This is a genomic window from Brevibacterium renqingii (genome assembly GCF_017808105.1).
GTDB lineage: Bacteria > Actinomycetota > Actinomycetes > Actinomycetales > Brevibacteriaceae > Brevibacterium > Brevibacterium renqingii.
Map to the genome: position 1 here is coordinate 114,080 of NZ_JADBHF010000007.1, position 14,788 is coordinate 128,867.

Genomic DNA, 14,788 nt, shown 5'->3' on the forward strand with positions numbered 1-14,788 from the left:
TCCGGACCGCCCGGAGGAGTGTTCCCTGCGGCACCTCGGGGCCCGCGGAGATTCGTGCCTCAGTGCGGCCGGATGCGGTCGATCGCCGTCTGCAGATCGTCCGGGTAGCCGCTTTCGAATTCGACCCATTTGTGCGTGTCGGGATGCTGGAATCCGAGCTTCACAGCATGCAGCCACTGCCGTTCGAGTCCGAGCTCCTTGGCGAGCACGGGATCGGCCCCATAGGGCAGATCGCCCACGCACGGATGCTTGGTCGCAGAGAAGTGGACCCGGATCTGATGCGTACGGCCGGTTTCGAGATGGACCTCGACGAGAGCGGCACGACGATGGGCTTCGATCACCTCGTAGTGGGTGATCGCGTTCTTTCCGCCCGTGCGCACGGCATAGAGGCCGTCGTGCTTCGGGTGCCGGGCGATCGGGGCGTCGATGGTGCCGAGCACCGGATCGGGCAGCCCCTGGACGAGCGCGTGATAGGTCTTCTCGACGGTGCGTTCCTTGAACGCCCGTTTGAGCACACTGTAGGCGTATTCGCTCTTCGCCACGACCATCAGCCCGGAGGTGCCGACGTCGAGGCGCTGCACGATGCCCTGGCGTTCGGGGGCGCCGGAGGTGGCGATCCGGAAACCGGCCGCGGCGAGTCCCCCGACGACAGTGCGCCCGGACCAGCCGAGCGCGGGATGAGCGGCCACCCCGACGGGCTTGTCGACGACGACGAAGGCGTCCTCGTCGTGGACGATCTTCATTCCCGGCACCGGATCCGCGACGACTTCCAAGGGCCGCTGCGGCTCGGGCATCATGATGTCGAGCCGTTCGCCGGCGATGACGCGATCGGATTTGATGACCGGACGCCCGGACATCTGCACTCCCCCGTCTGCGCAGATATCAGCGGCGGCGGTGCGGGAGAGCCCCAGCAGCTTCGACATCGCAGCGTCGACGCGCTGGCCTTCGAGCCCTTCCGGGACCAGGATTGAGCGTTCAGTCATGGGAGTCCTCTTTCACACGTGTGGAGTCCGATCCGTCGATCTCGATGCCCTTGAGACTGGCGACGACGAGCGTGACTGCAGCGGCGGAGATCGCGATATCCGCAACATTGCAGATGAACAGCGACAGATCGATGAAGTCGACGACGGCGCCGTGCAGGAAGGCCGGTTCGCGGAACAGACGATCGACGAGGTTGCCGAAGAGCCCGCCCAGAAGGAGGCCGAGACCGGTGGCCCAGGCGGTTGAGGCGAGTCTGCGCGACAGCACGAGGATGGCGATGAATACCGCGACGGCGATGAGCGGGAAGACCCAGGTCACATTCGAACCGAGGCCGAGGGCGGCGCCGGGGTTGCGGTAGAAGGTGAAGCCGGCCAGCGAGCCGATGACGGGCACCGGCGGACGATCCTCGAGCAGACCCACGGCGAGGAACTTCGTGAACTGATCGATCACGAGCACGAACGTCGCGATTCCGAACAGCAGAGCCAGCATGGCGGCGCGAGGTCTCTTCACCCGTGAGGCAGGATCGTTCATTCGGATCATTCTAGCCCACCGTCCGCGCTCTGGCGTCCGGGGACGGCCGGTCACGCCTGTCACTGGGGCGTCCGCGGGGTGCGCACATGACGGAGGTCCGGGGACTCGCAGGAGTCCCCGGACCTCGGTCGTCGCCGGTATCGGATCAGAGCTTGTGATTCGACGATCCGCCCAGCGGGTTGTTTCCGTCGAGGGTCTCCGGAGCCAGGCTCGTGGAGTTCTCGAGGTCACGCAGCTGATCGTTGAGGTAGCTCTTGAGACGGGTGCGGTACTGGCGCTCGAAGTTCGAGAGCTGATCGATCGACCGTTCGAGCGTCGACTTCTGCGATTCGAGAGTCGACAGGGTCTCGTCCCGCTTGGACTCGGCCTTGCCGACGATGTCGGCAGCTTCCTGCTCGGCGCCCTTGATGAGTTCGTCGCGCTTGCGCTCACCTTCGGCCACGTGCTCGTCGTGGACGCGCTGAGCCAGAGCGATGAGACCATGAGCGTCCCCGTCGCCGCCGGCTGCACCGAGTCCGACGCCTGCTGCGCCACCGGCAGCTCCCGCGGCCATGGCAGGCGCGGCAGAGCTCGAAGCGGGGCCCTCCTGCGGAGCCGGAGCGGCTTCCTTGACCACCGGAGCGGAGGCCTGAGTGTCGTCGACCGGTGCCGGAGCGGCAGGTTCCTGTGTTTCCGTCACCGCCGGAGCCTCGGCCTGCTCCTCGGGAGCGGGCACGGCGGCCGGCATCGCCTGAGTAGCGTCGGCGTCCTCCGCCGGTGCGGCGGAAGCACCGCCGGCTTCGAGTTCCTTCACACGCTGTTCGGCGGTGGAGAGCTTCTGACGCAGCTCGTCGTTCTCCTGGTAGAGACGGCGGATCTCAACGACGACCTCGTCGAGGAAATCGTCGACTTCGTCCTGGTCGTACCCGTCGCGGAACTTCACATGCTGGAACCGCTTGTTTACTACGTCTTCAGGCGTGAGCGCCATGAGGTCACCTTCGGTCGATCTACAATCATTACGCTGCCGCCCGGAAGGACGGCTTCAACGTCACATTAGCGTAACACCTGCAGTTCTGTCCCGCAGTAATGGCGTGTCACGCATTCGATAACGATATTTTCCATCCTGAGGCTAACAAGCCGCGGACCCCGACCGCCAATTCCGTGACTGCATTCACCCGTCTGCACCCCTGATATTCACCGAACTGCCGCTCTGGCAGGCCTCCGCCGGCCCTGGTGGAGACTCACCACGGCATCGACGCCACGGGAAGTACGACCGGGTCCGTGCCTCAGGCCGAGGCGTGGGAGAGGTTGAAGAACACCGACGCGATGATCTGGATGCCGATGAGCAGGACGATGAACCCGAGGTCGAGCGACACCTGGCCCAGGCGCAGCGGCGGGATCACCTTGCGCAGCAGCTTCAGCGGCGGATCGGTGAGCGTGTACACGATCTCCGCGAGAACGAGGAAGAAGCCGGCCGGCTTCCAGTCGCGCGAGAAGACTTGGACGAGGTCGAGGACGACGCGGGCCAGGAGTACGTAGACATAGAGGCTCAGCGCCGTGCCGAGGATGTAGAAGATGATGGCCACGTGGTTCCCCCGCGCCTTTCGTTGCTGCTTGAGTGTCGACGCCCCAGCCTAACGGCTCGAGCTGAGGAGGAGTTGAGAGGAATTCCCGACTCGTTCAGCTCTGGTTGAAGAAGCTGGCCTGCGTGTCCGAGTCGGCCTCGTTCTCGCCCGAGACCTCGATGTTCTCGGGAGTGAGCAGGAAGACCTTGTTCGTCACGCGTTCGATCGAACCGTGCAGACCGAAGATCAGACCAGCGGAGAAGTCGACGAGGCGCTTCGAGTTGTTCTCGTCCATCTCCGAGAGGTTCATGATCACGGGAGTGCCCTCACGGAAGGCGGAGCCGATGACCATGGCGTCATTGTAGCTGCGGGGGTGGATGGTCCTGATGCGATTCATTGAGGTTCCTGGAGCCGGGGTGTCAACGGGACGAATCGGTGACGGGTGGATCGGCGTCACCGGGGCCGGCGACCGATCCTCTGCCGGTTCGGGCTCTTCATACTGTTCGACCTCGTCATAGGGCTCGACGACCTCACGCTCACGATAGGTGGGTTCGCGACGGTCGGTACGGTCGACGGTCTCGTCCTCCTCTTCGACGAAACCCAGGTATTCCAGCGTCTTCTTGATTGCTGACATGTCTTAGCTCCTCGGCCTTCGGCACTTGCTCACCTGTCGCCCAAACTATCGCACGCGAGTGTGCGGGCGGGTGAGTCCTATGGGTGTGTCGTGGTCTTTTCTTCCTGCAGCCAGATGATGCCGGCGAACCGACCCGTTCTGCGCTGCCTGCGGTAGGAGAACAGATCCTCGGATTCCTTCGTGCAGGTCCGTGAGAAGTGATCGATGATCACTCCCTCGCGGCTCAGCTGTTCGGCGACGGCGCCGGCGACGTCGAGCGCGGGCGTGCCCGACACCGACACCGAGGCGGCCGTCGGTTCGATCGCCTCGATTTCGCTGCGCAGCTCGGCGGAGACTTCGTAGCAGCGCGGGCAGACCGAGGGCCCGATCACCGCATGGAGCTTCTCCGCCCCGGCCTGTCGCATCTGGGCGATGGTGCCCTGGACGACGCCAGCCGCCATGCCCTGCCTGCCCGCGTGGACGGCGGCGATGATCCCGGCCTCGGGGTCGGCGAGCATGACGGGAGTGCAGTCGGCGACCATGATCGTCAGACCGATACCCGACAGCCGCGTCATCTGCGCATCGGCTTCGACGGGGAGCGGCGGCAGTTCGGTCTCGTCGTCGATCGTTCTCACTGCGGTGCCGTGGACCTGGGACACGAAGGCCAGCCGCTCCCCGCTCAGGCTCAGGACCTGAGCGAGGGATGCACGGTTGGCCGCAACGAGTTCGTCATCGTCGCCGACATGGCGGGCGAGGTTGAACGAGGCGAAGTCCCCGCTCGAGTACCCGCCGTGTCGATCCGTGAAGGCGACGTGGGCGGTCCGCCTGCCGGGGATGACGAACCTCGAGCGCAGCATATTACTTGAGGAAGTCCGGGATATCGAGGTCGCTGTCGAAGTTCGAGGTGCTGCGCTCGTTCGGCAGTGTCGCCGGAATCTGATGCTCCTCGCTGCGACGCGGTGCCGCGGACTCGCTGGGTTCGGCGTCCTCGGTCTCGGACTCCGAGGCCATGGCGGGTTCGATCTCGGGCTCGCTCTCGCTCGCCGCGGCGGGGACCGCTGCCGGGATCGGTTCGACTCCGGCCGTCTCTGCATTCGGCGAGGTGTTGTCGAAGCCGGCGGCGATGACGGTCACGCGGCATTCGTCGCCGATGTTGTCGTCGATGACGGCGCCGAAGATGATGTTCGCCTCGGGGTGGGCGGCTTCCTGGACGAGACGGGCCGCCTCGTTGACCTCGAACAGGCCGAGGTCGCCGCCGCCGGTGATGCAGAAGAGGACACCGTGGGCGCCGTCGATGCTGGCTTCCAGCAGCGGTGAGGCGATGGCCGACTCCGCCGCCTGCACGGCGCGGTCGTCGCCGGTGGCGGCGCCGATGCCCATGAGCGCGGTGCCCGCGTCCTGCATGACCGACTTGACGTCGGCGAAGTCGAGGTTGATCAGGCCGGGCACCGAGATGAGGTCCGTGATGCCCTGCACACCGGAGCGCAGCACCTCGTCGGCCGAGCGGAAGGCCTCGACGACGGAGACGCTGCGGTCGGAGATCGAGAGCAGTCGGTCATTGGGGATGACGATGAGGGTGTCGACCTCTTCGCGCAGGGCGGCGATGCCGGCTTCGGCCTGCGCGGAGCGGCGTCGTCCTTCGAAGGTGAACGGGCGGGTGACGACACCGATGGTCAGAGCGCCGAGCGACCGGGCGACACGGGCGACCACGGGGGCTGCACCGGTTCCGGTCCCGCCGCCCTCACCTGCGGTGACGAAGACCATATCGGCGCCTTCGAGGGCGTCGCGGATGGCCTCTTCCGAAGAGTCCGCGGCTTTGCGACCGATCTCGGGATCGGCTCCGGCGCCGAGTCCGCGGGTCTGGTCGCGACCGATCTCGAGCTTGACATCGGCGTCGGAGAGGACAAGCGCCTGGGCGTCGGTGTTGATTGCGATGAACTCCACGCCGCGCAGGCCGACGTCGATCATCCTCTGAACAGCGTTGACACCGCCGCCGCCGGTTCCGGCAACCTTGATATCCGCTCCGGATTGTGGGAATTCAGCCAAGTCGGTTCCTCGTCTCAAGCGCTTCAGCCACGCAAGGTCTGCGTGCGCATTCGGTCTGTGTTCTCTGCCTTGAGGCTATTGGGCCACGCAACAGCACTGCAACCATTCTCCCCGGAGTGTCGGACTTCGGCCAAACTTCAGACTCGGTGTGTCGGAGCCAAACGCGGGCATTCGGCGGCACCGGGCGCGGATGCGGGCACGGTCCCGGCTCGCCGACTCAGTTCGTCACGGGCACCGACGGCACGGACACGTCGATCTCCGTGCGTCCGGCTGCGGCGAGCTGAGCCGCTGTCCGCACCTTGAGGCTCGGGTCGCTCGCGTCCCCGAACACGACCGTGGCCTGGTGCTTGCCCGTGTCGAGTCGGCCCTGCAGGCTCATCGGGTCCTTCGCCTCGATCGTCGTCAGCTGCTTGCGCAGTTCGGGGCGCAGACTGCCCATGAAGCGGACCACCGCGGCCACGGTCTCCCGGTCGGGCTCTCCGCCCGAGCTGCCGAGCACGGTCACGTTCTTCGGCGCCTTGTCGACCACGCCGAGATCGACAGCGTGGGCGTCATAGAGCCGGTAGCCGGCAGAGCCGTCGATCGCGAGCACGGGAGTCCGGTCGGTGATCTCGATCTTCAGTGTCCGCGGGCCGGAGTAGTGGACGGCGGCCTCGGCGGCTTTCGGGAACTCCTCGAGGACGGACTCCTCGACCGTGCCCGGCCGGACCTGCGGCAGCGGGGTCCCGCGCTCGGAGTCGAGGACGAAGCTGCTCACCTCGTCGTGGTCGACGAGTTCGCCTCCGGTCACGGTCACTTTCTGCAGTGCCAGCAGCGGTGAGAACCAGGCGACGGCCGCGAGAGCGATGAGGGCCGCGACGATGCCGAGCCCGATGATCCGGGGGCGCCACAGCTGCCTCCGGCGGGCGCGGATTACTCCGGTGAGGTCGGCGGTGGAGTCGTCGCCGGTGCGGGCTGGGGGAAGCGGCGCCATCGCTCTCAGCGCTCCAGTGCGCTCAGCAGCTCGGGTCCGAGGATCGTCACGTCCCCGGCTCCGAGCGTGAGCACGAGGTCACCGGGTCGAACGCGTTCGGCGACGAACGGGACGGCCTCGGCGAAGGACTCTTCGAAGGTGACATGATCGTGCGGGACTCGGTCGGCGATGAGTGCTCCGGTGACTCCGGGCACCGGGTCCTCGCGGGCCGGGAAGACGTCGAGGACGACGACCTCGTCGGCCAGCCCCAGAGCCTGACCGAATTCCTCCCGGAACTCCATCGTCCGCGAATACAGGTGGGGTTGGAAGATCGCCCACACGCGCCCCTGATCGGTGACCATTCCGCGTGCGGCGCCCAGCACGGCCCGCAGCTCAGTCGGGTGGTGGGCGTAGTCGTCGATGACGCGCACGCCGGCGGCGATGCCGCGCTCCTCGAACCGGCGCCGTGTGCCCCCGTAGCCGGACAGTCCCTGGGCGGCGCGTTCGACATCGGCGCCGAGGCTGTGCGCGACGGCGATCGAGGCGGTGGCATTGAGCGCATTGTGCAGCCCCGGCTGCCGCAGCTCGACCTGCAGCGGCTCATCGCGGCCGGGCAGGTCGAGGACGAAGCGCGAGCCGACGCCGGAGTCGAGGTCGCGCAGGACGATATCGGCGTCGGGGCCGGTGCCGTAGAGAACGACCTCGGCGCCTTGGGAGCGAGCGTGCGCGGCCACGTCGTGGGAGCCGGGATCGTCGGCGCAGGCGATGATCGTGCCGCCGCGGGACTGGATGCCGCTGCAGAATTCGATGAACGCCTCGCGCACCTTCTCGGGTGTGCCGTAGTGGTCGAGGTGATCGGCCTCGACGTTCGTCAGTATTCCGACTGCCGGTTCGTAGAGGAGGAAGGAGCCGTCGGACTCGTCCGCCTCGGCGACGAAGACGTCACCGGTGCCCGAATGCGCATTCGTGCCCGTCGTCGACAGCACTCCCCCGATGACGAAGGAAGGGTCGAGGCCGCAGGCCTGCAGGGCCACGGTGGCCATCGAGGTGGTCGTGGTCTTGCCGTGCGTGCCGGCCACTGCCACGGCTCGGCGGTCGACCATGAGCGAGGCCAGCGCTCCCGAACGGTGGAGGATGCGCAGTCCGCGACGCTGCGCCTCGACGAGCTCGGGGTTGTCCTTGCGGATGGCCGAGGAGATGACGAGGGTGTCGGCATCGCCGAGGTTGTCGGCAGAGTGTCCGATCGTGACCCTGGCGCCCAAGGTCCTGAGCACCTCGACGGCGGAGGACTCCTTTGCGTCCGAGCCCGAGACCGTGACTCCGTTCATCACCATGATCCGGGCGATTCCGGACATGCCCGAACCGCCGATGCCGATGAAGTGGACGGTGCCGAGTTCGCCTACGGGGACGATGTTCGCAGCGGTCATGTTCAGCCTTCCAGCGCGCAAGTGACGATGGCGGCCATTCTGGCCGCGGCGTCGGTGGGATAGTTCAGGGCGAGGGCGGCGCGGCTCATCTGCCCCAGCCGCGTCCGGTCGGTGACGAGCGGCAGAATCGTCTCCTCGACGGTGGTCCGGGAGAAGTCGGAGTTGTCGACCATGAGCGAGGCGCCGGCTCGGACGCTTCCTGCCGCATTCAGCCGCTGTTCGCCGTTGCCGATGGCCAGGGGCACATAGACTGCCGGGACGCCCGCGACAGTGGCCTCGGAGACCGTGGCCGCTCCCGAGCGGGCGACGAGCAGATCGGCCACGGCATAGGCCCGGTGCATGCCGTCGACATAGTCGACGACGTGGTAGTCCGGCAGCTCCCGGGTGGCTTCACGCAGGGCCTCGCCCTTGCCGGCGCCGGTGATGTGGAGGACCTGCACTCCCTTCTCCTGACAGCGGGCTGCGGAGTCGAGGAAGGCCTCGTTGATCTTCTGGGCGCCCGAGGACCCGCCGGTGACGACGAGGACCGGGCGGTCATCGCGCAGACCGAGGTCGGCTCGGAAGTCCGCCCGCTGTGCTTCGTCGCCGCGATCGAGTCCGGTGATCTCACTCGGCATTGGCATGCCGACGAGGGTGGCGCCGCGCAGCTTCGTATCGGGGAAGGTGATGCCGACCCGCCCGTCCGTGGTGAGCATCGCGCCGAGGCGGTTGGCCATTCCCGGCTTCGCGTTCGCTTCGTGGACGATGAGCGGGATCTTCGCCTGTCTGGCGGCGAGGAACGCCGGCGGGCAGACATAGCCCCCGACGCCCACGACGGCCGCGACGTTCCGGGCGGAGATGATCCTCTTGACCTCGGAGACGTTGGCGGCGAAGCGGCCGGGGAACTTGAGCAGTGCGGGGCTGATCGTCCGGGGCATGGGCACCTTGTCGATGGTGAGCAGTTCGAACCCTGCTCGCGGCACGATTTCGGCTTCGAGGCCGTCGGCGGTGCCGAGCGCCACGATGTCCCAGTCCGGGTGCTTCTCGCGCAGCCGGCGACCGATCGCCAGCATCGGCGAGATATGGCCGGTGGTGCCTCCGCCGGCCAGGAGGATACTCGTCATCTCATTTCCTTCTCTTGCGGGCAAGCACGGCGAACGAGGATCGCAGGCGATCCCGGTGGACGGCGATGGCCGCCTCGGCGCCCGGTTCGCTGCGGGCGAACGACAGCAGCACACCCACGGCCAGCAGCGAGGCGATGATCGACGAACCGCCGTAGGACACGAAGGGCAGGGGCAGCCCGATCACCGGCAGCAGCCCGGTCACGACGCCGATGTTGATGGCGGCCTGTCCGATGAGCAGGGCGAAGTAGCCGGCGGTGGCGACCTGGACCATGAGGTTCTGCGATCGCATGACCACACGGATCATCCCGTAGCCGAGAACGCCGAAGACGAAGACGACGATGAGGCTGCCGATGAGGCCGAGCTCTTCGCCGATGATCGCGAAGATGAAGTCGTTGTGGGCTTCGGGAAGCCAGGACCATTTCTCCCGGCTGGCGCCGAGTCCGACCCCGAGCCAGCCGCCGGAGGCCAAGGAGAACAGTCCGTGGTTGGACTGCCAGGCCTGCCCCATGGTGTCGGCCGCGGACTGGTCGGCATGACCGGTGAGCATGGCCTGGATGCGCTTGAGCCGGTTCTCGGAGCTGAGGACGAAGAACACGACGGCGGCGGTCAGGATGCTGCCCAGCAGAAAGAAGTACTTAGTCGGGAAGCCGCCGATGAACAGGCAGACGACGGCCATGGCCATGAGGACGAGGCCGGTGCCGAGGTCATTGCCGCCGACGACGAGCCCGACGGCGACGAGCACACCGGGCACGACAGGGATCATGGCGTGGCCGAAGGTCGTCATCTTGCCGAACTTCTGGGCGAGGATGAGGCCGAGCCACAGGGCCAGGGCGACCTTGAGGAATTCGGAGGGCTGGATCTGGAAGCCGCCGAAGCCGATCCAGTTCGCATTGCCCTTGGTGGACTTCCCGAAACCGGGAACGAAGACGCAGGCCTGCAGGACGATGCCGCCGAGCATCGCCCACCATGCGATGCTCCGCCACACGACCAGCGGCATGAGGCTGGCCGCGAACATGAGCGCGATGCCGACCCCGGCGAACATCGCCTGCTTGTTGAAGTAGGCGAAGGAGGAGCCCTCTCCTCCGTCGTAGGAGGTGATCGAGGATGCCGAGAGCACCATGACCAGTCCCAGGCCGGTCAGTGCGAGCACCGAGACGAGGATGAGGTAGTAGGTCGTCAGCGGATAGGCGGAGACACGGGCGAAGTCCTCCCGCAGAGTCGTCCAGGCGTGCCTGAGGACCGAGGCGTTCCTCGCGCCTCGCTCCTTCGCAGCGGTCGGTCTGCTCGCAGCGGGCTTCTTCACGGCGGGCTTCTTCGCGCCCGGCTTCGTGGCCGTGGTCGTCTTCGTGGCCGTGGCCGTGGCCGGCTTCGTGGCCGTGGTCGTCGCGGCGGCAGATCCGCGGGAGGCAGCCGTCTTCGCTCCGGCCGTCTTCGTCGCACCGGGCGCAGAAGTCGCCTTGGACTTCTTCGCTGTCTTCCGGCGGCGGCGTGCATCCGCCTTCGCGGTGGTCTGCCGGCCCATCTCAGCACCCCAGGCGGTTGTGGACGGCCTCGGCGAACAGCTCGCCGCGCGTGTTGTAGTTGAGGAACTGGTCCATGCTCGCCGCCGCCGGGGCCAGCAGCACGGTGTCGCCGGCCTCGGCGCAGTCAGCGGCCACGGCCACGGCGGCTGCGGCCACGGCCTCGCCGCGGCGCTTGGGGACGCCGGAGTCGACGGCCAGGGCCGGTTCGATCCGGATCACCTCGAGGTCGGGCACGGTCGCGGCGATCGCCTCACGGAAAGCCGAATCGTCTGCGCCGATGAGCACCAGTGCCTTGATCCGATCGCCGTGGTCGTTGAACAGCGAGGTGAAGTCGGCTCCCTTGGGCAGTCCGCCGGCGATCCAGATGATCCTGTCGAAGCTGGCCAGGGATGCATCGGCGGCATGAGTGTTCGTCGCCTTCGAGTCATCCACCCAGCGGATCCCGTCGGCCTCGGCCACGGTGACCATGCGATGGGCGCCGAGCGAATGCTTGCGCAGTCCCGCGGAGATCGCCTGGCCCGGCACGTCGATGGCCCGGGCGAGGCAGGCCGCGGCCAGAGCGTTGGCCACCTGATGGGCGGCGGGCTCGCTGCCCTCGACGCCCGTGGCGATCGCGACGTCGGAGACGGCGGCGAGCTCCGCGGCCGAGGAGTAGCGCTGCGGGATGAATGCCCGATCGACGAGCAGGTCCTCGACGACGCCGAGTTCGCCGGGACGGGGCACCCCGGTGGTGAAGCCGATGGCCTTGGCTCCCTCGATGACGTCGGCATCCTCGACCATATGCAGGGTCGCCTCATCGGCGCAGTTGTAGACACAGGCGAGTTTGGCGTTGTGATAGATCTTCGCCTTGTCGGCAGCATAGGCCTCGGCGCTGCCGTGCCAGTCGAGATGGTCGGGGGCGATGTTGAGCACGGCCGCGGCGTCGGCGCTCATCGACTCCTGCCAGTGCAGCTGGAAGCTCGAGAGCTCGATCGCGAGCACCTCGAGTCCGGGTTCGAGCACGGCTTCGAGCAGAGGGGTGCCGATGTTGCCGCAGGCCTTGGCGTTGAGCCCGGCCGCGATCAGCATCGATTCGAGCATCGTTGTGGTCGTCGTCTTGCCGTTCGTGCCGGTGATCGCCAGCCATTTCGCGTCGTTGGTGCCGCGGATCCGCCAGGCGAGTTCGACCTCCCCGATGACCGGGACGCCGGCTGCGGCGGCCGCGGCGAGGACCGGCTGGTCCGGGCGCCATCCCGGTGAGGTCACGACGAGGTCGATCCGTCCCTCGGGCAGTGCCTCGACGTGTTCGGGGCCGCGGCGGATGTCGACATCGAAGACCTCGAGGATCTGCGTCTTCTCGCTGACGTCCGAGGTGTCGTCGCCGTCGATGACGATGACATCGGCTCCGCGTTCGCCGAGGTGGACGGCCGCGGGGAAGCCCGTGACTCCCAGCCCCGTGACCAGGATGCGCAGGCCGTCCAGGGAGGAGCTCGGCCCGCTGAGCGCGGCCGGGATCTCGGCGTCGGTGGGACGGTTCTCAGCCAACTCGGGACACCCATTCGGCATAGAAGAGGCAGATGCCGGCGATGACGAAGAGCGCGGCGATAATCCAGAACCTGACCACGATCGTCACTTCCGCCCAGCCCTTGAGCTCGAAGTGGTGCTGCAGCGGCGCCATCCTGAACACACGTTTGCCGGTGGTCTTGAAGGAAGCGACCTGGATGATCACCGACAGGGTGATGAGGACGAAGAGCCCGCCGAGGACGATGAGGAGCAGTTCGGTGCGCGACATGATCGCCAGCCCCGCGAAGGCTCCGCCGAGCGCCAGTGAGCCGGTATCGCCCATGAAGATCTTCGCGGGCGAGGTGTTGAACCACAGGAAGCCGAAGCAGGCGGCCGCCATGGCTCCGGCGACCATGGCGAGGTCACGGGGGTCGCGCATGTAGTAGCAGGCGTTCGTGGCCTCGGACATGAGGTTGCAGTTCTGGGTCGACTGCCAGGTGCCGATGACGACGTAGGCGGCGAACACGACCACCGAGGCGCCGGCGGCGAGTCCGTCGAGGCCGTCGGTGAGGTTGACCGCGTTCGAGACCGCTGTGACGATGAGGTTCGCCCAGATGACGAACAGGATGAGCCCGAGCAGCGCCGAACCGAAGGCGAGGTCGAGGTTCGTGTCCCGGATGAACGAGATCTTCGTCGAGGCCGGGGTCTCGCCGAAGGAATTCGGGAACTGCAGTGCGAGCACCGCGAACGAGATTCCGACGAAGCCCTGGCCGATGAGTTTGGGCACCGGCCGCAGACCCAGTGACCGCTGCTTCTTGATCTTGATGAAGTCGTCGAGGAAACCGACGACGCCGAGCCCCCCGGCCAGCCACAGCACGAGCAGTCCCGAGGCCGTGGGCACCGAGCCGGTGAACAGGTGCCCGAGGAGGTAGGCGAGCACGGCGGCGCCGATGATGACGACTCCGCCCATGGTCGGGGTGCCGCGCTTCGTGGCGTGCGAGGTCGGACCGTCGTCACGGACGAACTGGCCGTATCCCTGCTTGACGAGCACGCGGATGAACAGCGGAGTGCCGACCAGCGCCAGGATGAGAGCCAGGCAGGCTGCGAGCAGTACGGCGATCATTGGGCCCCCGATACACCGGCGATTTCATCCCCGAGGTAGCGCAGACCGGCGTCTCGCGAGGATTTGAACAGGACGATGTCTCCGGGCGCGAGTTCCGCGCCCAGCAGATCCTTCGCTTCGGCGGCGGTGGCGACCCAGGTCGCCTCGTTGCCCCAGGAGCCTTCGAGGTTCGCGGCGTTGAAGATCGGCTTCGCGCCTTCGCCTACGACGATGGTGCGGGTGATGTTGAGGCGGACCACGAGTTCGCCGATCGCCGAATGCGCGGCCACGGACTCCTCGCCGAGTTCGAGCATCTCGCCGAGCACGGCGAAGGTGCGGCGCGGACGGCTCTCCTCGTCCCCGCGGCCCATCGAGGCCAGGGTCTTCAGAGAGGCGCGCATGGATTCGGGGTTCGCATTGTAGGCGTCGTTGAGCACGGTCACGCCCGAGGGCGAGTCGATGAGCTCCATCCGCCACCGACTGGCAGCCGAGGAGGTCGACAGCGTGGTCACGATCGATTTGGTCCCGACGCCGCAGGCGTGGGCGATGGCGGCCGCGGCCAGGGCGTTGCCGACGTGGTGTTCGCCGATCAGCGCCAGGCGCACCTCCTGCGGTTCCTCCCCGGGCAGGGTCAAGGTGAAGGTCGGATGGCCGGAGGCGTCCGTGGTCATCGCGGTGCTGCGGACCACCGCATCGTCCTCGCCCACCCATTCCGGCAGCGATTCGCGCTGGGAGAACCACAGGGTCTCGACCTCGGGGGCGAGCACCTCGCGCATTCCGGCCACACGGGAGTCATCGGCGTTGAGGATCGCGGTCGAGCCGGCCGTCAGCGATTCGACGAGTTCGGCCTTGGCCCGGGCCGTGTTCTCGATCGAGCCGAACACACCGGAGTGGGCGGTGCCGACGGCGAGCTCGACGGCGATGTCGGGTCGGATCAGGCTCGTCAGGTAAGCGAGGTTGCCGATGGAGCGGGCCCCCATCTCGAGGACGAGGAAGCGAGTGGACTCCCCGGCTCGCAGCGCCGTCAGCGGCACGCCGACTTCGTTGTTGTATGAGTTCGGCGGCCACACCGTCTCGGCTGCGCCCGCCAGCAGGTCGGCGGCGAGGTCCTTGACGGTGGTCTTGCCCACGGAGCCGGTGATCGCGATGACGGTGAGTTCACCATCGGAGCGCAGGCCCTCGATGCTGTGTTTGGCCAGCTGGCCCAGCGCCTCGGTGGCATCGGCCACGACGACGGTGGGCAGGGCTTCGTCGTCGACGGTGGGGACGGATTCGCCGATGACGAGTGCCGCACCCGCCTCGATGGCGGCCGCGGCGAATTCGATGCCGTCGAAGCTCTCGCCTCGGCGGGCAATGTAGATGTCGCCGGGTCCGACTTCTCTCGAATCGGTCACCACACCGGCGGTCAGAGGGGTCTCGGGGTCGATGCCGTACAACTCACCGTTCAGGGCGGTTGCGATCTCGGCTGCAGTCAGTCGCTTCAT

The 14,788-nt window shown here is 67.2% G+C and carries 14 protein-coding genes; all 14 read right to left on the reverse strand.

The genetic code is table 11. The features are described 5' to 3' along the window. Positions 1-59: 59 nt before the first annotated feature. Entirely contained in the window at positions 60-983 is a 924-nt protein-coding gene (locus IHE57_RS08920) for an RluA family pseudouridine synthase (RefSeq protein ID WP_209372532.1), read from the reverse strand. Then, positions 976-1,512 (reverse strand): signal peptidase II, encoded by a 537-nt coding sequence (locus tag IHE57_RS08925; RefSeq protein ID WP_209372534.1) that lies wholly within the window; start codon positions 1,510-1,512, stop codon positions 976-978. The genes IHE57_RS08920 and IHE57_RS08925 overlap by 8 nt, the downstream gene beginning before the upstream one ends. A gap of 145 nt (positions 1,513-1,657) precedes the next feature. After that, entirely contained in the window at positions 1,658-2,479 is an 822-nt protein-coding gene (locus tag IHE57_RS08930; RefSeq protein WP_209324694.1) for a DivIVA domain-containing protein, read from the reverse strand. Between the two features lie 298 nt (positions 2,480-2,777). Next, entirely contained in the window at positions 2,778-3,077 is a 300-nt protein-coding gene (locus IHE57_RS08935) for a YggT family protein (protein WP_209324693.1), read from the reverse strand. A 94-nt stretch (positions 3,078-3,171) separates the two neighbouring features. Beyond that, complete coding sequence (locus tag IHE57_RS08940) at positions 3,172-3,690, reverse strand: cell division protein SepF (protein WP_209324692.1); 519 nt, start codon at positions 3,688-3,690, stop codon at positions 3,172-3,174. Between the two features lie 77 nt (positions 3,691-3,767). After that, positions 3,768-4,526, reverse strand: a complete 759-nt coding sequence (gene pgeF, locus IHE57_RS08945; RefSeq protein WP_209372536.1) for a peptidoglycan editing factor PgeF — start codon at positions 4,524-4,526, stop codon at positions 3,768-3,770. A 1-nt stretch (position 4,527) separates the two neighbouring features. Then, positions 4,528-5,715: a cell division protein FtsZ gene (gene ftsZ, locus IHE57_RS08950; protein WP_209372538.1), complete on the reverse strand. Its 1,188-nt coding sequence runs from the start codon at positions 5,713-5,715 to the stop codon at positions 4,528-4,530. Between the two features lie 217 nt (positions 5,716-5,932). After that, a complete protein-coding gene (locus IHE57_RS08955) occupies positions 5,933-6,688 on the reverse strand; it encodes a cell division protein FtsQ/DivIB (RefSeq protein WP_209372540.1) in 756 nt (251 codons plus the stop codon). Positions 6,689-6,693: 5 nt separating this feature from the next. Continuing rightward, positions 6,694-8,094, reverse strand: a complete 1,401-nt coding sequence (murC, locus tag IHE57_RS08960; protein ID WP_209324688.1) for a UDP-N-acetylmuramate--L-alanine ligase — start codon at positions 8,092-8,094, stop codon at positions 6,694-6,696. A gap of 2 nt (positions 8,095-8,096) precedes the next feature. After that, entirely contained in the window at positions 8,097-9,197 is a 1,101-nt protein-coding gene (locus IHE57_RS08965; protein WP_209372543.1) for a UDP-N-acetylglucosamine--N-acetylmuramyl-(pentapeptide) pyrophosphoryl-undecaprenol N-acetylglucosamine transferase, read from the reverse strand. Position 9,198: 1 nt separating this feature from the next. Further along, complete coding sequence (gene ftsW, locus IHE57_RS08970; protein WP_209372545.1) at positions 9,199-10,719, reverse strand: putative lipid II flippase FtsW; 1,521 nt, start codon at positions 10,717-10,719, stop codon at positions 9,199-9,201. Between the two features lies 1 nt (position 10,720). After that, positions 10,721-12,265, reverse strand: a complete 1,545-nt coding sequence (murD, locus tag IHE57_RS08975; RefSeq protein WP_209372547.1) for a UDP-N-acetylmuramoyl-L-alanine--D-glutamate ligase — start codon at positions 12,263-12,265, stop codon at positions 10,721-10,723. Continuing rightward, positions 12,237-13,325: a phospho-N-acetylmuramoyl-pentapeptide-transferase gene (gene mraY, locus IHE57_RS08980; protein WP_209324684.1), complete on the reverse strand. Its 1,089-nt coding sequence runs from the start codon at positions 13,323-13,325 to the stop codon at positions 12,237-12,239. Before mraY ends, murD begins: the two co-directional genes overlap by 29 nt. Continuing rightward, complete coding sequence (locus IHE57_RS08985) at positions 13,322-14,788, reverse strand: UDP-N-acetylmuramoyl-tripeptide--D-alanyl-D-alanine ligase (RefSeq protein WP_209324683.1); 1,467 nt, start codon at positions 14,786-14,788, stop codon at positions 13,322-13,324. The genes mraY and IHE57_RS08985 overlap by 4 nt, the downstream gene beginning before the upstream one ends.